19 protein-coding genes are annotated in these 18,164 nt (G+C 38.4%); 10 read left to right on the forward strand and 9 right to left on the reverse strand.

Translation table 11 applies throughout. The features are described from left to right. Nucleotides 1-65: 65 nt before the first annotated feature. A complete protein-coding gene (locus ACFOSX_RS08745; RefSeq protein WP_386099374.1) occupies nucleotides 66-491 on the forward strand; it encodes a hypothetical protein in 426 nt (141 codons plus the stop codon). A gap of 28 nt (nucleotides 492-519) precedes the next feature. Here the strand turns inward: ACFOSX_RS08745 and lptB are convergent, their stop codons facing one another. From lptB to ACFOSX_RS08765, 4 genes are all read right to left on the reverse strand, one after another. Then, complete coding sequence (lptB, locus tag ACFOSX_RS08750) at nucleotides 520-1,260, reverse strand: LPS export ABC transporter ATP-binding protein (RefSeq protein ID WP_386099377.1); 741 nt, start codon at nucleotides 1,258-1,260, stop codon at nucleotides 520-522. Nucleotides 1,261-1,500: 240 nt separating this feature from the next. After that, nucleotides 1,501-1,848 carry a carboxymuconolactone decarboxylase family protein gene (locus ACFOSX_RS08755; protein ID WP_386099380.1) on the reverse strand — a complete coding sequence of 116 codons (348 nt, stop codon included), beginning with the start codon at nucleotides 1,846-1,848 and terminating at the stop codon, nucleotides 1,501-1,503. A 138-nt stretch (nucleotides 1,849-1,986) separates the two neighbouring features. After that, nucleotides 1,987-2,817, reverse strand: a complete 831-nt coding sequence (tatC, locus tag ACFOSX_RS08760; protein ID WP_386099383.1) for a twin-arginine translocase subunit TatC — start codon at nucleotides 2,815-2,817, stop codon at nucleotides 1,987-1,989. Further along, nucleotides 2,817-3,782 (reverse strand): KpsF/GutQ family sugar-phosphate isomerase, encoded by a 966-nt coding sequence (locus tag ACFOSX_RS08765; RefSeq protein ID WP_386099386.1) that lies wholly within the window; start codon nucleotides 3,780-3,782, stop codon nucleotides 2,817-2,819. Before ACFOSX_RS08765 ends, tatC begins: the two co-directional genes overlap by 1 nt. 90 nt (nucleotides 3,783-3,872) lie before the next feature. On the opposite strand from ACFOSX_RS08765, the gene recQ reads away from it, so the two are divergent. From recQ to ACFOSX_RS08780, 3 genes are all read left to right on the forward strand, one after another. Then, complete coding sequence (recQ, locus tag ACFOSX_RS08770; RefSeq protein WP_386099389.1) at nucleotides 3,873-6,074, forward strand: DNA helicase RecQ; 2,202 nt, start codon at nucleotides 3,873-3,875, stop codon at nucleotides 6,072-6,074. 206 nt (nucleotides 6,075-6,280) lie between these two features. Beyond that, a complete protein-coding gene (locus tag ACFOSX_RS08775; protein ID WP_386099392.1) occupies nucleotides 6,281-7,213 on the forward strand; it encodes a peptidylprolyl isomerase in 933 nt (310 codons plus the stop codon). 101 nt (nucleotides 7,214-7,314) lie between these two features. Next, nucleotides 7,315-8,019, forward strand: a complete 705-nt coding sequence (locus tag ACFOSX_RS08780; RefSeq protein ID WP_386099395.1) for a tetratricopeptide repeat protein — start codon at nucleotides 7,315-7,317, stop codon at nucleotides 8,017-8,019. A gap of 16 nt (nucleotides 8,020-8,035) precedes the next feature. On the opposite strand, the gene ACFOSX_RS08785 is transcribed toward ACFOSX_RS08780, so the two are convergent. The 3 genes from ACFOSX_RS08785 to ACFOSX_RS08795 all read right to left on the reverse strand — a co-directional run bounded on the left by ACFOSX_RS08785 (nucleotide 8,036) and on the right by ACFOSX_RS08795 (nucleotide 11,717). Further along, on the reverse strand, nucleotides 8,036-8,800 hold the full coding sequence (locus ACFOSX_RS08785; protein WP_386099398.1) for a DUF1206 domain-containing protein: 765 nt from the start codon (nucleotides 8,798-8,800) through the stop codon (nucleotides 8,036-8,038). A 170-nt stretch (nucleotides 8,801-8,970) separates the two neighbouring features. Next, on the reverse strand, nucleotides 8,971-9,813 hold the full coding sequence (locus ACFOSX_RS08790; RefSeq protein WP_386099401.1) for a class I SAM-dependent methyltransferase: 843 nt from the start codon (nucleotides 9,811-9,813) through the stop codon (nucleotides 8,971-8,973). Between the two features lie 101 nt (nucleotides 9,814-9,914). Beyond that, nucleotides 9,915-11,717 carry a serine hydrolase gene (locus tag ACFOSX_RS08795; protein ID WP_386099404.1) on the reverse strand — a complete coding sequence of 601 codons (1,803 nt, stop codon included), beginning with the start codon at nucleotides 11,715-11,717 and terminating at the stop codon, nucleotides 9,915-9,917. A gap of 171 nt (nucleotides 11,718-11,888) precedes the next feature. Between ACFOSX_RS08795 and ACFOSX_RS08800 the strand changes: the two genes are divergently transcribed. Genes ACFOSX_RS08800 through ACFOSX_RS08820 form a run of 5 tightly spaced genes read left to right on the forward strand, consistent with a single transcriptional unit; the run spans nucleotide 11,889 to nucleotide 15,404 of the window. Continuing rightward, nucleotides 11,889-12,524 (forward strand): tetratricopeptide repeat protein, encoded by a 636-nt coding sequence (locus tag ACFOSX_RS08800; protein WP_386099406.1) that lies wholly within the window; start codon nucleotides 11,889-11,891, stop codon nucleotides 12,522-12,524. Nucleotides 12,525-12,541: 17 nt separating this feature from the next. After that, nucleotides 12,542-13,894 (forward strand): histidine kinase, encoded by a 1,353-nt coding sequence (locus tag ACFOSX_RS08805; protein WP_386099409.1) that lies wholly within the window; start codon nucleotides 12,542-12,544, stop codon nucleotides 13,892-13,894. Nucleotides 13,895-13,905: 11 nt separating this feature from the next. Further along, nucleotides 13,906-14,232 carry a 2TM domain-containing protein gene (locus tag ACFOSX_RS08810; protein ID WP_386099413.1) on the forward strand — a complete coding sequence of 109 codons (327 nt, stop codon included), beginning with the start codon at nucleotides 13,906-13,908 and terminating at the stop codon, nucleotides 14,230-14,232. Then, nucleotides 14,232-14,594, forward strand: a complete 363-nt coding sequence (locus ACFOSX_RS08815; RefSeq protein WP_386099416.1) for a 2TM domain-containing protein — start codon at nucleotides 14,232-14,234, stop codon at nucleotides 14,592-14,594. Before ACFOSX_RS08810 ends, ACFOSX_RS08815 begins: the two co-directional genes overlap by 1 nt. A 54-nt stretch (nucleotides 14,595-14,648) precedes the next feature. Next, nucleotides 14,649-15,404: a LytR/AlgR family response regulator transcription factor gene (locus ACFOSX_RS08820; protein WP_386099419.1), complete on the forward strand. Its 756-nt coding sequence runs from the start codon at nucleotides 14,649-14,651 to the stop codon at nucleotides 15,402-15,404. A 1-nt stretch (nucleotide 15,405) separates the two neighbouring features. Here ACFOSX_RS08820 and ACFOSX_RS08825 read toward each other — a convergent pair whose 3' ends face one another. Beyond that, on the reverse strand, nucleotides 15,406-15,849 hold the full coding sequence (locus ACFOSX_RS08825; RefSeq protein ID WP_386099422.1) for a J domain-containing protein: 444 nt from the start codon (nucleotides 15,847-15,849) through the stop codon (nucleotides 15,406-15,408). A gap of 97 nt (nucleotides 15,850-15,946) precedes the next feature. On the opposite strand from ACFOSX_RS08825, the gene ACFOSX_RS08830 reads away from it, so the two are divergent. After that, nucleotides 15,947-16,891: a Fic family protein gene (locus tag ACFOSX_RS08830; protein ID WP_386099425.1), complete on the forward strand. Its 945-nt coding sequence runs from the start codon at nucleotides 15,947-15,949 to the stop codon at nucleotides 16,889-16,891. Here the strand turns inward: ACFOSX_RS08830 and ACFOSX_RS08835 are convergent, their stop codons facing one another. Continuing rightward, a complete protein-coding gene (locus tag ACFOSX_RS08835; protein WP_386099428.1) occupies nucleotides 16,892-18,061 on the reverse strand; it encodes an LETM1-related biofilm-associated protein in 1,170 nt (389 codons plus the stop codon). It lies immediately after the preceding gene. Nucleotides 18,062-18,164: the final 103 nt, after the last annotated feature.

Genomic DNA, 18,164 nt, shown 5'->3' on the forward strand with positions numbered 1-18,164 from the left:
AGTGTTTTGTTTGAAGTCCGAAAAGCTCCAAATCACATCCTCTAAATTCCAAATGTTTTAATTTAATGAAAGAAACCATCAATTATTATGAGATTTTAAAGTCGAATCCTATGAAATTAGTGCTCATAATAATCCTGATTTTGGCTGGAGGGTATATGTACTTTGGGCATCAAGACCGGATTCATCATTTAAATGGAGACGTTGAATATACAATAGGTGAAATAACAGATTTTCAATGGGGCTCAAAAGCTTCACCTTATTTCAAGTTTTACTTTTTTGTTAACGGAGAAAAAATTCTTGGGCGTTACGATATCACAGATGACTTTGGAACGAAAGTGACCAATGAACTAGCAAAACGCTATTTTGGTAAAACTTATTTTGTAAAATACAGTGTTGAAAAGGCTAAATACCATGAATTATATTTTTATAATGTTGTGCCTGACAGCATAAAAGACTGCTTTGAGTGCTCTTGGCTTGAAAAACCGTTTTAGGTTATATTGTTTTGGAATTTGTTAGAGTTTAGACTCGAATCTTTTTCTTTCGAAGCTCAAAATTCTGGCCGAGATAGACTTTACGTACCATTTCGTCTTCTGCTAATTCTTCAGGGATTCCGGCTTTGAGAATACCACCTTCAAACATTAAATAGGTTCTGTCGGTAATGGCCAAAGTTTCCTGTACGTTATGGTCGGTGATAAGAATACCGATATTTTTTTCGGTAAGTCTTGCAATGATGCGCTGAATATCTTCTACAGCAACTGGGTCAACGCCTGCAAAAGGTTCATCCAATAATATAAAGTTAGGGTCAGTGGCTAGTGCTCGTGCAATTTCAGTCCGTCGACGCTCACCTCCAGAGAGTAAATCGCCTCGATTCTTACGGATATGGCCCAAACCAAACTCTTCAATTAGGGATTCCATTTTGTCGTGCTGTTGCTTTTTAGACAGCTTGGTCATTTGCAATACACTCAAAATATTATCCTCAATACTTAATTTTCGAAATACAGAAGCTTCTTGGGCTAAGTAGCCAATACCGTTTTGCGCACGCTTGTACATTGGGTATTTGGTAATGTTGGTGCCTTCCAAATAAATATTACCGCCGTTGGGTTTAATGATACCCACAATCATGTAAAACGACGTGGTTTTTCCTGCCCCGTTAGGGCCTAGCAATCCTACGATTTCACCTTGATTGACTTCCAACGAAACGTCTTTGACGACTTTTCTTCCGCTGTAAGATTTCATTAAATTTTCGGCACGTAACTTCATAATTAGTTTTAGTATCGCTTCAAAAGTAGCGTATTTCAGGAATTTTGAATTGTACTTAAGTGAAATTTAACTTAGTTGAAGGTCTCTTCTTTCTTATTCAAATTTAAATATATTTCTTAAAACACCCCTAAAGTCCCCTCAAGGGGACAATCCTACAGACATAAATAGAATTAGTGTCCCCTTGAGGGGACTTTAGGGGTGTCTAACAATATTAATTAAAGTGTTTTGCTCTTGGTAGATTTAAGTTATTTCTTCCAAAGCCTCCCAGTATTCGTAAGCACGTCTTAAATGTGGAATCACTATGGTGCCACCAACTAAAGTCGCTATACCCAAAGCTTCCGCAACTTCGTCTTTGGTGAGTCCCACTTTGTGTGACTCTTCCAGATGGTAACGCACGCAATCATCACAGCGCAAAACAGTGGAAGCTACTAAACCTAGAAGCTCTTTTGTCCGTTTATCTAATGCGCCTTCTGCAAAAGCATTGGTGTCTAGGTTGAAAATTCGCTTGATGATTTTATTGTTATCCGCCAATATTTTCTCGTTCATCTTAGAACGGTAGGCATTAAATTCTTCTACGATGTTTGACATGGGTTAAATGTTTATTTGTTGAATCGTTTATTCGTTGATTTGTTTCCTGCTTCGTTGAGGCTTAAAAGAGTGAGTTGTTTATCGTTATTTTTAGTATTGCTTTACGCCTTTATTAGCACTTTGACTTTACACTCGTCACTAAACACTAACTCGCGTTCCCTTTGCTCTTTTTTGCCGTTTCACTACCACTGCCGAAATATAAATACTGACTTGGTATAATATTAAAATTGGAATCGCCACAATAACCTGACTTGTTAAGTCCGGAGGTGTAATAATAGCGGCGAGTATTAAAACGAGCACCAAGGCAAATTTTCGATATTTCCTTAAGATTTGAGGCGTCACCACACCAATCTTGGTTAAGAAAAATATAACAATAGGCAATTGAAATACAATGCCCGAAGCCAAGGCAGATGAACGCACAATAGCAATGACGGAGCTGAGGTCAAATTCATTGATAATTTTATCACTCACGCTGTAGTTGGCCAAAAAATTTAAAGATAACGGTGTCACAATATAATATCCGAATAACACCCCACAGAAAAATAAAAACGATGAAGCCAAAAGAAATCCTCTAGAATTTTTCCGTTCGTTGTTTTTCATACCAGGGCTGATAAACTTCCAAAGTTGGTAAATGACATAAGGAAAGGCGATGACGAAGCCTGCATAAATGGCGGTCCAAATGTGTGCTGAGAATTGTCCGGCTACGGTTCGGTTCTGTATGGTAAACGGAAATTCCTGATTGCAAAAGGTGCTGTCAAAATTGAACAATTGCGCCATCTTACACAAACCTCTATAGGTAGGGAAATCCATTTCAGTAGGGCCAAAAATGATGGTTTCAAAAAGAAATTCAACCAAAACAAATGCAATCACCGCACCAATAAGTACACCGATGGTCGCCCGGATTAAATGCCATCTGAGGTCTTCGAGATGGTCTAAAAACGACATCTCATTTACATTTTTCTTTGCCATTAGATGATGCCTTCTCTTATTAAATCGTGAAGATGAACCACACCTGCATATTTACCTTCACTTTCCACTAAAAGCTGTGAGATACCGAACTCTTCCATAAGTTCTTTTGCATCAATGGCCATGGCATCTTCTTCAATACGTCTGGGATTAGTACTCATGATATCCTTGGCTTTTAATCCTGAAATATCATCACTTTTGCTAAGCATACGTCTTAAATCGCCATCTGTGATAATACCAACAATGGTATTGTCTTCGGTTACGGCAGTAACGCCCAACATCTTTTCAGAAATCTCAACAATCACTTCTTTTAAGGTTGCATCAGGAGTAACTTGAGGCTTTTGGTTAGGGCCCGAAAGGTCATTCACGCGTAAGTATAATTTTTTGCCCAAAGCACCACCGGGATGGTATTTGGCGAAATCCTTGCTTGAAAATCCCCGTAGTTCCAAAAGGCAGACGGCAAGCGCATCGCCCATCACCAGTTGTGCTGTAGTACTAGTGGTTGGTGCTAAATTATTAGGACAGGCTTCCTGTGTTACAAAAGTATTCAAGACGTAATCGGCTTGTTGCCCCAAAAAGGAATCTGTATTTCCCGTAATGGCAATCATTTTATTCTTCGCATTCTTAATGAGTGGCACCAAGACTTTAATTTCAGGCGTGTTACCACTTTTCGAAATACAAATGACCACATCATCTTCCAGAATCAGACCCAGGTCGCCGTGAATGGCATCGGCGGCGTGCATAAATATGGCTGGTGTTCCGGTAGAATTCAACGTTGCTACAATTTTGCTTGCAATAATGGCACTTTTTCCGATTCCTGTAATAATAACCCGTCCTTTTGAATTCAATATTAGGTTAACTGTTTCCGAAAAATCATCCGTCAAAAATTCGGCTAATTTACCAACGGATTCACTTTGTAGTTGTATGGTGCTTTTGGCAAGCGCTAAAATGGAGGAGGTGCTGTTCAAAACTTCTTGTTTGCTAAATTTTCTTAGTTTACAGAAATTCTTATCTTTAAACTAATTGCAAATGTATAGATAAAATAGCAATAGGGATTAATGACAAATCATGAAATTGATTTACACGCCGAATTAAAAAAATACTTCGGCTTTTCACAGTTTAAAGGCCTTCAGGAAGAGGTCATCAAAAATGTCGTTGCGGGTAATAACACCTTTGTTATTATGCCTACTGGCGGTGGAAAATCGTTGTGCTACCAACTGCCAGCTTTGATAAAAGAAGGGACGGCAATCGTGGTGTCACCTTTAATTGCTTTGATGAAAAATCAGGTCGATGCTATCCGTGGTGTCTCTGAGCACGAAGGCGTAGCACACGTTTTAAATTCTTCCTTGAATAAATCTGAAGTTAAACGTGTTAAGGAAGATATTACAAACGGTATCACAAAATTGCTTTATGTAGCGCCAGAATCCTTGACCAAAGAGGATTATGTTGAATTCCTAAGAACCGTTACCATTTCTTTTATGGCGGTGGATGAAGCGCATTGCATCAGTGAATGGGGTCATGATTTTAGACCAGAATACCGAAACCTTAGACATATCATAAAACGTATTGGTGATGATATCCCAATTGTAGGATTAACGGCTACAGCGACGCCGAAAGTGCAGGAAGATATCCTGAAAAGCCTTGGAATGACGGATGCCGTGACCTTTAAAGCGTCTTTTAATCGTCCTAATTTATATTACGAAGTCCGTCCGAAAACCAAGAATGTTGATGCGGATATCATACGATTCGTGAAACAGAATGAAGGAAAATCGGGCATCATTTATTGTTTAAGCCGAAAACGGGTTGAAGAATTGGCACAGGTGCTTCAGGTTAACGGTGTCAACGCGGTGCCTTACCATGCAGGGTTGGACGCCAAAACACGGGTAAAACATCAAGATATGTTTTTGATGGAAGACTGTGATGTGGTTGTAGCGACCATAGCCTTTGGAATGGGAATTGATAAACCCGATGTGCGCTTTGTGATTCATCATGATATTCCCAAGAGCATCGAGAGTTACTACCAAGAAACCGGACGGGCTGGACGCGATGGAGGTGAAGGCCATTGTTTGGCGTATTATGCCTACAAAGACATTGAAAAGCTCGAAAAGTTTATGTCTGGCAAACCTGTGGCCGAGCAAGAAATCGGTCATGCACTTTTACAGGAAGTGGTTGCTTTTGCCGAGACATCGGTATCCCGACGAAAATTTATATTGCATTACTTCGGGGAAGAATTTGATAATGAGACGGGCGAGGGCGGTGATATGGACGACAATGTCCGAAACCCAAAACCTCAAAAAGAAGCACAGGAGGATGTCAGCATTATTTTAGATGTAGTAGATAAAACTAATGAAAAGTATAAATCAAAAGATTTGGTGCAAGTCATTATTGGGAAATCCAATGCATTGATTTCATCTCATAAAACCGACCAACAGACCTTTTTTGGTGTAGGTAAGGCCAAGGACGCTAGGCATTGGATGGCGCTGATTAGACAAGTACTGGTCGCCAAATTGCTCAAAAAAGATATTGAAACCTATGGCGTTCTTCGTCTCACTGACGCTGGACATGATTTTCTGAAAAGCCCATCATCCTTCAGGATGACCGAAGACCATGTCTTTAATGAAGGCGGTGATGACTCCATTGTAACAAACGCTAAAGGCGGTGGTGGGGTTGCCGATGAAAAACTGATGACCATGCTAAAGGACCTTAGAAAGCGAAATGCTAAGGCTTTAGGTGTACCGCCATTCGTGATTTTTCAAGACCCTTCACTCGAAGATATGGCGTTGAAATATCCTATAAATCTCGACGAATTATCCAACGTACACGGTGTTGGTGAGAGCAAAGCAAAAAAATACGGAAAAGACTTTATTGCTTTAATTCAGGAGTACGTCGAGGATAATGATATTGTCCGTCCGGATGATATGGTTGTAAAATCGACAGGAAGCAATTCGGCTATTAAGCTATACATTATTCAGAATGTAGACCGAAAATTACCATTGACCGATATTGCATCTTCAAAAGGCAAGGAAATGCCAGAATTGGTCAAAGAAATGGAAGCTATTGTCTTTTCAGGCACAAAACTTAATATTGATTATTGGATTGACGAAATTCTGGATGAAGACCAACAGGAAGAAATCCATGATTACTTTATGGAATCCGAAACCGATAAAATCTCCGAAGCGGTTGATGAATTTGATGGCGATTACGAAGAGGAAGAACTCCGTTTGTATCGTATTAAGTTTATGAGTGAGGTGGCGAACTAGTTGTCTGTTGTTTGGTGTTTAGTGTTTGTTGTTAAGTCGTTTAGTTGGCAGTTGGCAGTCGGCAGTTAGCAGTCAGTATTCACTTAATAAATTTCAAAGACAAAATTTCACATTCACCTCTTCTTCCCTTGGGGAAGATGTACGCAGGACAGATGGGCTTTCAACTTCATTTGTTATCTTTGCACCCTTAAATAAAACACAGAACAATGCAAGACGGCTTATATGCAAAATTCAATACGCCAAAAGGTGATATTTTGGTGCAGTTAGAATTTGAAAAAACCCCAGGAACAGTAGGTAACTTCGTAGCTTTGGCAGAAGGAAACATGGAGAACTCTGCGAAACCACAAGGGAATCCGTATTATGATGGATTAAAATTTCACCGTGTTATTCCAGACTTTATGATTCAAGGTGGATGCCCACAAGGAACAGGAACAGGGAATCCTGGTTATAAATTTGATGATGAAATCCATCCCGATTTAAAACATGATGCGCCCGGAAAACTATCCATGGCTAACGCTGGTCCAGGCACTAACGGAAGTCAGTTTTTCATTACTCACATTGAAACGCCTTGGTTAGACGGAAAACACACGGTTTTTGGTCATGTCGTTGAAGGTCAGGATGTAGTGGATGCTATAGCACAAGGCGATACTATTGAGAAATTGGAAATCATTCGTCAAGGAACTGAAGCAGAAAATTTTAATGCTATTGAAGCTTTTAGGGTGTTTGAAGGTGCTCGTGAAAGACGCATCCAAGAAGAGCGTGAAAAAGCAAAGGCTGAGCTCGATAAATTAGCGACTGGTTTTGAAGAAACCGAAAGTGGCTTACGTTACCAAGTCATCCAAAAGGGCAGTGGTAAAAAAGCTACCAAAGGCGATATGGTATCGGTTCATTATAAAGGCCAATTGGCTGATGGAACAGTTTTCGATTCATCATATAAGAGAAATCAACCGATTGATTTTCAGGTTGGTGTTGGCCAAGTGATTAGCGGTTGGGATGAAGGCATTTGTTTATTGAATGTTGGTGATAAAGCCCGTTTTGTGATTCCTAGCGATTTAGGTTACGGAAGTGCCGGAGCTGGCGGTGTGATTCCAGGTGGCGCCACTTTGGTTTTTGATGTGGAATTAATGGCTATTAAATAAGTCTCTTTTTTCTGAATTAATCACGTAACAAATTAGATTTAAAATCGTCTCATTCATAGAATGGGACTTTTTTTATGTCTCTATTTAACCAATCAATCCTTATGAAATTTCAAACTAAACTATCCGTTTTACTCGCCTTAGTTCTTCTTACAAATTGTGGGAATTCCGTTGACTACTCTGAAGATTTTAAAAACGATGTCGCTGGAAAATACTTGTATAATCCTGATGATCTCATTAAAGTCTATTTTAATGATAATACATTGATGCTCAATTGGCGAGGTGCCAATATTGAACCTGTTGCTTTAGATGAGAATGAAATCTTTATTGCGGATATGTATGCGAAATATCGCTTTTTGATGCATCCTGAAACGGGTCAGCGCTATATGTCTCAAATTCCAGAAAATAATCCAGATAGCTTACGATACGACTACTTAAAAGTTTCCGATGACTTTAAAACCCCAAGCCAGTATTTAAAAGCCAAGAATTTTGAAAAAGCATTAGAAGGTTATCTTGCTATAAAAGCACAAGATTCCACGAGCGATTTAATTTCTGAGCGCGATTTTAATCGACAGGGATATCGCTATTTTAGAGACCAAGATTGGGCTAAAGCCATTGAAGTTTTTAAGATGAATGTGGCTTTACATCCTAATAGTTCTAACGTGTATGACAGTTTGGCCCAGGCCTATTTGGTTAGTGGCGACAGTATTAATGCTTATGAAAATTATTCCAAAGCTTTGGAAAAGAACTCGTCTAACAATAGAGCTAGAACCTATATTGAGGAATATGAGGCAAAGCGGAAAGACTAATATCTAAGAGGTCAGATTATTTTAGAGCAACCTTAGCATATTTGGATTTAATGAATAAAAATACGCCATAACCGACCAACCCAATAGCAATTAATCCGAGAACTGTAGCCCCAAATTCTTGTTTAATAAATGAAAAAGCATCAGTTTTTGAGCCTAAGGAACTATCGTTTTTAAGCGCACCTCGTCCAGTTAAGAATCCCATTATTATAAAAACTAGTGCGCGGGATGTGATACCAAATCGAGCCCATTTTAAAAAGACCCCTTCTGCATTGGTTCCTAGGGTAGCACCAATGTCTTCCTTATATTTTTTACTGTAGGCTCTATAAAGTTCGTAGATACCTTTAGCTAAAAGACCTAATGCTATTAAAAACAGAACCATTGTCTTTGTTGTTTCATTATGTATAAAGTTGAGAAAGTCACTTGAATTCCCAGATGAGTTTCCTGAAAGAAGCGTAAAGCTATATACCGAAAGTCCCAAATAAATAATACCACTAATAGCATAACCTACTTTTTTAATTGCACTTTTCTTGGAATCTTCTTCTGAAGCATTTCCCACTTGGTAGAATCTAAAAAATGCATAAGAAAGAAGCCCCAATCCCATTATAAAGAGTAAGACCTTGCCATAACTTTGTTCGGCTAAAAAGCTAAGGGCGTCTCTGCTACCGCTCTGACCACCTCCAAGATTAAAGGCCGACATTGCTGTAAGGATGCCTACTATTGAATATACAATTCCTTTGGAAATGATTCCGAATCGGGCAACTTTTTCTCTTTTTTCAGACATTTCTTGATAGTTTTAATGGATTTGCTCAAAATTATCCATGATTAAGACGACCTATTAACTAGAATACATTTAAAATTTGCTGTGATGGAAATTTGGTCTAAGGCACTATACTGGTGAAGAATTATATATGCTTGTTAGTAATCTGAAAACCCACATAACGAAAAATAATATTATGGTTTTCGTTTCAACACATAAAACTGCTCATTCAAAATATCCGTTGGCTTGGATTGAGTATTGTGGTGATATAATTTTGAACAGGAATAATAGTCTTCTTGTTCTAATAAATCATAATCTTTCAAGTTTAAATAATAACTATTCGGGATGGTTTGAAAGCCGTCATCACTAGCGTCATCAACGCCTTTATTGGCATAAGCTATCAATCTTTTGTAGGCATCTGTGGCTTTGACGTCTTCCTTATAAGACACGCTTCCTACGTAATCGCCGTGAGCTTGTACTTCGGAAAATAAATGAAATAGGCCGTCTGTTTGTTCTCTATTCAGGAAGAATAGGACGCCTTCTATAAGGATAAAACACCGACGATTCTGCTTTAAAGATTCGATGGTTGAGATGAGTTCCGCTTGATAATCTGTGCTGAAGTCTACGGGAATACTGGTAATATGTCGTTTTGGTAGTGTGCCGTTTTCCATCCATTGTTTTACTTGTTCGGATTTATAGTCCACCACTTCAGGTTTGTCAATTTCTATGTGCTCAATTGTATCTGGTAGCAGAAATGGATACATGCTAAAGCCCGCACCAAAATTAATGAGTAGGTCAATCTTCTCTTGTTCGACGAGTTTCGCCAATGTTTCTAAAAAATACCGATTCCGTATGCAATGTGTCGAGACTTCTTCTGTTGAGACGTTTTCTAAATAGTCCTCTAATATAGTTTCAGCCCGCTCGTTTGTCCATAATTTTGCGTATCGGTCTTGGCTGAGGTTGTCGTTCTTACTTCTAAAACTGCAGGTAACGAAAGCGGTATCGCTTACTTTGACATGTTTTTTGGATGGGTTCAAGGTTTGGTTAGTTTCTTTATCTAAAGTAATAAAAAAAGACCTGTCAGGTTTCGGAAACCTGACAGGTCTGAAAATTCAATAACTAATAACTCTATTCTAAGTTATTTCTCAACCCGCTTCGCTGTAAAGGTGCCGTTGGGCTGAATGGATTTTACTGCATTTACGTTGCCTTCATCACCCCGCACAAACTGGGCTTTAAAACCGTCTAAAATCTTAAAGGCAAAGGTGTCTTTTTCAATCGGAACTAGTTCATATTCAGGTTGGCCTTTGATGAATAGGTGTAATTTTTCATCCTTTACATAGGTTTTAAAGGTAGCTCCTGGTAATTGGAACTCGCCCGTATATTCTTCTAACTCCTCCGCTGTAATATCTAATTCGTTTGGTGTTCTTTCAAATCGTATAGGGTCAATTGTCGGTTCTATGGCAATGGTCATTTCCGAAATATCCCCAGCTACATTGGTATTAAAACTAGCCTTTAGGGACTTATCATAACCTGTTGTGTCTACTTTTCCTTCAACGACGTCAATCAATTCAAAAGTGTCATAATGGTAGTGTCGTAAAAATTGACGTTTCTCATTCAACTGTGTAAATAACGAATCGTTTTCAACAATGATATCAAACTTACCATAGCCTTTGTTTTCGTATTTCCCTGTGTAATCCAACTTGGCGTGAGATGGTCGTGTGCCTTCAATTCTTGAGCTTTCTTGAGCCTCTTCAGCTTCTTCCTGATTCTCCTTGGCTTTCTCTAAGCTTTCTTTATGTTTTTCTATCCAGTTGCTCTTTTTCAATTGTAAAACATAATCAGATACTGTATTTCTTACTAAAGATGGTACCGCAGAACCATTTTGATTGGCCAATACCACAATACCGATATCATCCGAAGGGAAAAACGCAACACTCGCAGAAAATCCATCAATATTACCACCATGTTCGACACGATAATGTCCTTTATACGAAGACATAAACCAGCCATAGCCATAGTTGGCAAAGTGTATATCTGGATTTTTTTCCGAAGGTAAGGCAGGCGCAATCACCATTTGTGAACTCATGGCCGATTGTACGTAAGATTCAGGAATAATCTGCTTCTCTTTGTATTTTCCGTCGTTAATCCAAGTCATGAGCCACTTAGTCATGTCGTTTACGGAGCTGTTAATGCTTCCCGCAGGTGACATTCCTGCTATATCATAATAATCCATTTTTATAATGTTGCCATCTTCAGCTCGGTAGCCCAATGAGGCATTACTGGCGGTTTTCATGCCGTCAATGTCCATTTCCGTGCGGTCCATACCCAGAGGTTTTAAAAACAACTCCTTGATATTATCTTCCCAAGATTTACCCGTTACACGTTCGGCAATCACGCCTTGTGCTAAAAACATAAAGTTATTGTAGTACCATTGCTGTCTTATGCCTGTAAATGGTTCTTGGTATTCCACACGGGCCAATAAACTGTCCTTATCTTTTGAAGGAAAGAAGTACCAAGCCCCATCGTGACGAGGAATTCCAGTGCTATGACGCATCAAATCACGGACGATAAGATTGTTGTTGAGATTATCGTTGTAGAAGGATAATTCTGGAATATATTTTCTAGGATTCTCGTCAAAATCCACTTTGTCTTCTTCTTCAAGAATGCCCAGAATGGCAGATGTAAACGCTTTTGTAGATGAACCAATAGCAAAAATCGTATTGGCGTCCACCGGGATTTTATTTTCATAATCTCTATAGCCAAAGCCTTTGGCATAAAGGACTTTGTCGCCTTCCACTACGGCAATGGCAAAGCCAGCTGTGTCCGTGATGTCAAGTACCGTATTTAATTCTTTGGTAAGACCTTTAAGGCGTTTGTCAGTTTGTGCTTGGTGTAAATTGGTTGCGAGGATTAGGCAACAAAGTGCTAAAATGCGTTTCATGCTATTGGTTTTAGTGTTGCTGAATAAGTAGCGTTTTGAAGGAAAAAGTTACGCTTTTCTGAAATGATTATTGAAAAATTTACAATTCGTCTTCAAATTTCTACAATTCGGTCGTTTCGATTTCTGAAAAACGGTGGTTTCATTGAGATTTGTATCAAACAATCAGAAATCATGAACACGTTAATCAAAATTATCACACTAATTATTTTTCAAACGGCCGTTACTACTATATCGAGTCAGTCGGCTTATGAAAAAGGAATGCAAAAAGCTTTCGATTTATGGGAGACCAATCAAATTGAAGAGTCTATCAATCTATTTGAGCGTATTGCCAATGCTGAAAAGAACGAATGGTTGCCTCACTACTATGTGGCTTATTTAAACAGTTCTATCAGTTGGAATGAGAAGGACGAAGCCGTTTTAAAGGCTCACTTAGACAAGGCTCAAGCCCATTTAGATAAAGCAATTGCAGTTAGCGACAATAATGCAGAGCTTAAAGTGATGCAGGCTTATCTCTATACCAATTGGGTAGCCTTTGACGGCATGAAATACGGTATGAGTCTTGGACCAAAAATCAGTCAGCTCTATCAGGAAGCATTAGCTATTGACGGGAATAACCCGCGGGTCATTTTTGGGAAAGCCGAGTGGGACATGGGCAGTGCCAAATTCTTCGGAAAGGACATGACACCATATTGTAAGGACATTGAAAAGTCCATAGAACTTTTTGCTAACTTTAAGCCAGAAACCAAGTTCAGCCCAAACTGGGGTGCAGAGCGTGCAGAGCAGGTTTTACAATCTTGTAAATCATAATTTTAGACTAAACCAACATGACCAAGTCCACAAAAAATATCATCGTAACCATCATTATTGGTGTCCTTGTATTCATCATAGCGAATATATTTGACGGTGGATTTAAGTTTGAATCCACAAGCGACCTTCTGGTGGAATTGGGCTTTTATCAATTATACTCTTTCGTTTTGGGGTACAGTAACATGTGGTTTTTCGATATGTTAGAAAAACGCCAGTGGAAACAAGCCGATACCATAAAGCGCATTGTTATTGGAATTATCGGCGCAACCATCATAACCATAATTGGGCTATTTGCGCTAAGGAGTTTTATTTCGGTCATTATTTATGGCAATTCGTTTGAAGATTATTGGTCACGTGAAAAGTGGTCTTATTATACCTTCGGACTGTGGATTACGCTGTCTATTGTATCTGTGTTTCACATTATCTATTTCTATAACAGATACCAAAAGAATAAACTCAAGGAGCAAAAGGTCATTGCCGGAACGGCAAGCGCCAAGTTTGATGCCCTAAAAAATCAACTGGACCCACATTTTCTCTTTAATAGTTTAAATGTTTTGACGAGCCTTATTGAAGAAAATCCAAATAACGCGCAACGTTTTACCACGTCGCTTTCAAAAGTGTACCGTTATGTGTTGGAGCAGAAAAGTAAGGAATTGGTTACGGTAGATGAAGAATTGAATTTTGCAAGAACCTACATGTCTTTGCTTAAAATGCGGTTTGAAGACAGTATCATTTTTGAAATTCCGGAGAAGGCTTCAAATCCTGAAAGTAAAGTCGTGCCATTGTCCTTACAGTTATTATTGGAGAATGCCGTAAAACACAATATGGTAACGAGTAGCAAACCGCTTCATATTAAAATTTATGAAGATGGGAATCATCTAGTCGTAATGAATAACCTTCAGCCGAAACAAATCGTAAAGAAGAGTAGTGGCGTCGGTTTAGAAAATATTAGACAGCGTTATAAGCTGTTATCAAAGAGAAATGTCATCATCAATCAACGAGAATCGGATTTTGCAGTTGCCATACCGATGCTCACAAAACAAGTAGAAATCATGAGAACAACACAATTACCACAAAGCAAGTTAGACGACCGTTACGTAAAGGCTCGTAAGCGAATGGAAGAACTTAAGGCCTTTTATTACAGTTTAGTATCGTACTGTCTGGTTATACCATTTTTAATATTCATTTGGTATCGTTATACATCAGACACCATCCAATGGTTTTGGTTCCCAATTTTGGGTTGGGGCTTAAGCCTATGTTTCCAGGCCTATCGGGTATTTGTTGACGACGGTGCTTTTGGTGCCCAATGGGAAGAGCGTAAAATACGCGAGTATATGGAGAAAGAAGACCAAAACGGACGTTGGAACTAATCTAAAGAACCATGGAAAACAAAAATGACATATTTAAAAGAGAACGCGCCAAGAATAAGGTTGAAAAACTGAAGCGATTTTACTCACACTTAACGGTTTATCTGATTATCAACGTTCTGATAATGGCTATGCGTTTGAGAAATGATTTAGATAGCTGGGATAGTTTTGTTTCAGAATTATCAAGTTTCGGAACGTGGAGCACCTGGCTGGTTTGGGGTATCATTTTAGCCATACACGCCTTTTCCGTATTTCTTTTTCCCCTGATTTTGGGATATGATTGGGAAGAGCGAAAAATCGAAGAATTAATGGAGGAAGATTTAAAATACAAAAGAAAGTAATGGAAAAATATAGTTTAGAACCGTACGAGGAAACTTTAGAAGCTAGAGATTATAGTCAGGAAGAAGCTTATATCAGAGCGAAGAAGCGCGTAGACGAAATCATTGGATTTTACTGGCATTTGGCGTCTTATGTAGTAGTTAATATCTTTTTGATTTTACTTATTGGCTTAAATTCTGATGAAGGCTTCACTGGATTCGGGCCTTACGCCACCGCCTTCTTTTGGGGTATAGGATTAGCTTTTCATTTTATAGGCGTTTTTGGAATACGTGCCTTTTTCGGAAAGAATTGGGAACAGCGCAAGATTGAAGAATATATGGAAGAAGAGGAAAAGAAACGAAATGAATACAGGAATTATGAATAGCCTCAATTGTGAAATTGAAATAAAGCGAATTACAAAAACTAACTAAAAGATTTTATGCAAATCATCATTATAGAAGACGAAAAACCTTCCGCAAGACGCCTACAACGCATGTTGGATAAACTTAATTTTGAAGCAGAAACCCTTTTGCATTCCGTAGAAGAGTCTATTGCTTGGTTTAAAAACAATCCACACCCCGATTTAATCTTTCTGGACATTCAATTAAGTGATGGTCTTTCGTTTGAAATATTTGAAACCATAGATATAAAGTCTGCTGTTATTTTTACAACAGCTTATGATGAATACGCTTTACAGGCCTTTAAACTAAATAGTATCGATTATCTCCTAAAACCTATTGACGAGGATGATTTAAAACGCGCCGTTGACAAATACAGAGACCGCGCACCACAAAAGCAAGACGTGACTTTAGATTTTAACGATATTAAAAAACTCTTGGTCAATCCCATTGAGCGCGAATACAAAAAACGTTTTTCGGTAAAAGTTGGCCAGCATTTAAAATTGATAAATATTGAAGATATAGAATGTGTCTACAGCGAAAACAAGGGGACTTATGTCTTCACCAGCGATAATAGAAATTATCTGTTAGACCAAACCTTAGACCAGCTTGAAGACGAATTGGACCCACGAACATTCTTTAGGGTCAGCCGTAAATTCTATGTGAATATCAATGCGATTAAGGACATCATCAGTTATACCAACTCGCGTTTAAAAATTATTCTACATCACTTTAAGGAACAAGAAATTATTGTGGCAAGAGAGCGTGTCAAGGATTTTAAAAATTGGTTGGAATAGTCTAGAATATATCAAAGATATCTCCGATATCGCCTAAGGCATCGCCAAGTGTATCACCGATATTATCAAATAGCCCAATAAATCCAAAATCGAAAAATAGGTCGAGCAGTAGAAGTTCGGTTAATGGGGTTTCCCATGAAGTATCCGATTTCTTTTTAGCTTCTTTTTGCCAATCTTCATACTGCTGTTCTTCTTTCTCAGTAATAACTGCGACTTCAGTCGGAGTTTGGGATTTCTTCAAAAGGATATCGTATTCCTTTCGCTTTTCGGGATGTGATAACACATTAAAGGCTTCCACTAAAGCATCAAACTTTTGTTTAGCATCTGGGTGGCTATTGTTTTCAGGATGGTATAAGGCAATTTCCCGTCTAAATGTTTTTTTGATGGTTTCTAAGTCACTGTTTTCGGAAACTCCTAAGATGTTATAATAATTGAGGATTTTCATAATGCATATTTATCTATGAGTAGGCTTTATTTATATTTTGTTACATTATCGGATAGTTTAATTATTGGAGTTATCCGATAAAATTGTATATTTGTGTGTGTGGACTATTAAAACAACATACAGAGAGGAGCTTAACTCAACCTTTAAGCGGTTAGAGGATAAGGTGTCGGTTTTAAACAAAGCAAGGCCGTTGCCCAATATTGTTGTGCAAAATATCCGTGAAGCCTTCTTGGTAGAGTGGACATTTAACAGTAACAACATAGAAGGTAATACGCTGAGTTTAAGGGAAACGCAAATGGTGCTTCAAGAAGGCGTAACCATAAAAGGCAAGAGCTTAAGGGAACACTTTGAGGCTAAAAACCATGAAACTGCCATAAATAAGCTTTATGAGTTGGTAAAACCCAACTATGTTTTAAATGCCAAGGATATTTTAGATATACATGGTTTGGTGTTGCGCTCAATTGAGGATGAGCATGCCGGTCGGTTACGTAATGCAGGGGTGCGTATTTCAGGAGCTAATTTTGTACCTCCAAATGCGCGTAAGGTTTCGGGCTATTTAGATGATTTAATCCAAGCTATCAATACCAATACACAGCAACTTAGTCCTGTAGAATTGGCAACGCTTTTTCATCATAAGTTTGTGTGGATTCATCCATTTTTTGATGGTAATGGCCGTACGGTACGTTTGGTGATGAACTTATTGCTGATGCGTCATGGTTATCCGCCAGCCATTATTTTGGCCAATGATAGGGCAAAGTATTATTTGGCATTAAATCAGGCCAATCATGGTAACTATACTAAACTTATGTTGCTGATGTCTCAGGCTTTGGAACGTACATTAAATATTTATCTAAATGCTGTGCCTGGCTTAGACAAGGATTATCAAACCATATCAAGCATCGTAGAAGAACCAGATATTCCCTACGGACAAGAGTATGTCAGTCTTTTGGCCCGCCAAGGTAAAATCGATGCCCATAAAGAAGGGCGTAATTGGTACACTACCAAAGAGGCCGTATTGGCTTATGTAAATTCAAAATCTTAATTACTCTTCAATTCTATTGTCATCAAACGCTGATGGCAATAGTTTGGGGATAAACCGGATGAATAAGGGTAATAACAACATCCCGCCAGGTAGCATAAATATGGCCAAACTTGGTATGGACTTAAAAATATCCAACAACTGATTCTGAATTTTTTTCTGCTCTTCTTCCGTTAAAGTGCGCTGTGTCGATTGTCCCAAGAGATAAAGGGCTTCCTTACTTTCGGATAATTCTTTCAGCAAACGCTTACTGTTTCGTTTTATAAGCCGTGATACCAATTTACTATTGGTGTCGTAGAATGTTTTTGCGCCATTATTGGACTTTAAAAGCTTGATTTTCGCCCTGTTATTTTCGTAAAATAAGTTCAGGTCGTCTACGGAATTTATAATGCCGTCCGTGGATATTTCGAGTTCAGCCTGAAGCTGTTTTAAATATGAAAACTCTTCGGTATCTATAAATTGGTCTGTCCATGAGACCATACAGGTAATGTCGACTACGTACTGTTTTTCGAGATGAGTCTTTACGATGTCTTTAAAATCCAATAATTCTAGTTGAGGTCTTTCCGATGTTCTCATGGAGGCTTCAAACAGGCGCGAAATATCTTCGTGATAATGGTCTTTATCCTTTTTGTTGGCAAGGATGGATTTTAGAATGCTTTCTATAATCCCTTCAAACTGCTGTAAATAGATTTTCGGTTCTATGGTATGCCTAAGGAAATGGTGATAGGCGAGAACGTCAATAAATAAAAGGGCGTTGACTAAAAAGGCGTTAAACTGTTTTGTAAATGGATTATCATCCACCTGAATGCGCTTATTGATTAATTCCTCAGCAATGGTATAATGGTCTTTACTTTTAAATATATCTGTGCGTAACCAACGTTTATGGTCAACTATTTGGTTGTAGAATGTAACCAAGGTTGTTTCAAATTTAAGTTGAGACTCCTCTAATTGATGAACATATTGAAACGCTAAAAGGAGGTTGACCTTACAACATTCAATCTCTGTAAAGTCGGAATCATCTATTGCATTGTTATAAATGGAAAGGTTACTACCAAAGATAAACCCCGTCTGTTTTAATTGATTATAAAACACTTCTGGCGAGACTTTGGTGTTTAAATCTTCAGGAATGCTTTTTAGTAACTTTTTTATCCAGCCTTTTGCTGATGGATTCATTGATTGAGAGCCTTTGAGAATTTAAAGATAGAAGATTATGGGGCATCACAAAATAACGCCTTCAAAATAAAATTCAGAAAAAATAAAACCGCAACCAAGAAAA

The sequence above is a fragment of the Winogradskyella maritima genome, from assembly GCF_042650215.1.
Classification (GTDB): Bacteria; Bacteroidota; Bacteroidia; order Flavobacteriales; family Flavobacteriaceae; genus Winogradskyella; species Winogradskyella maritima.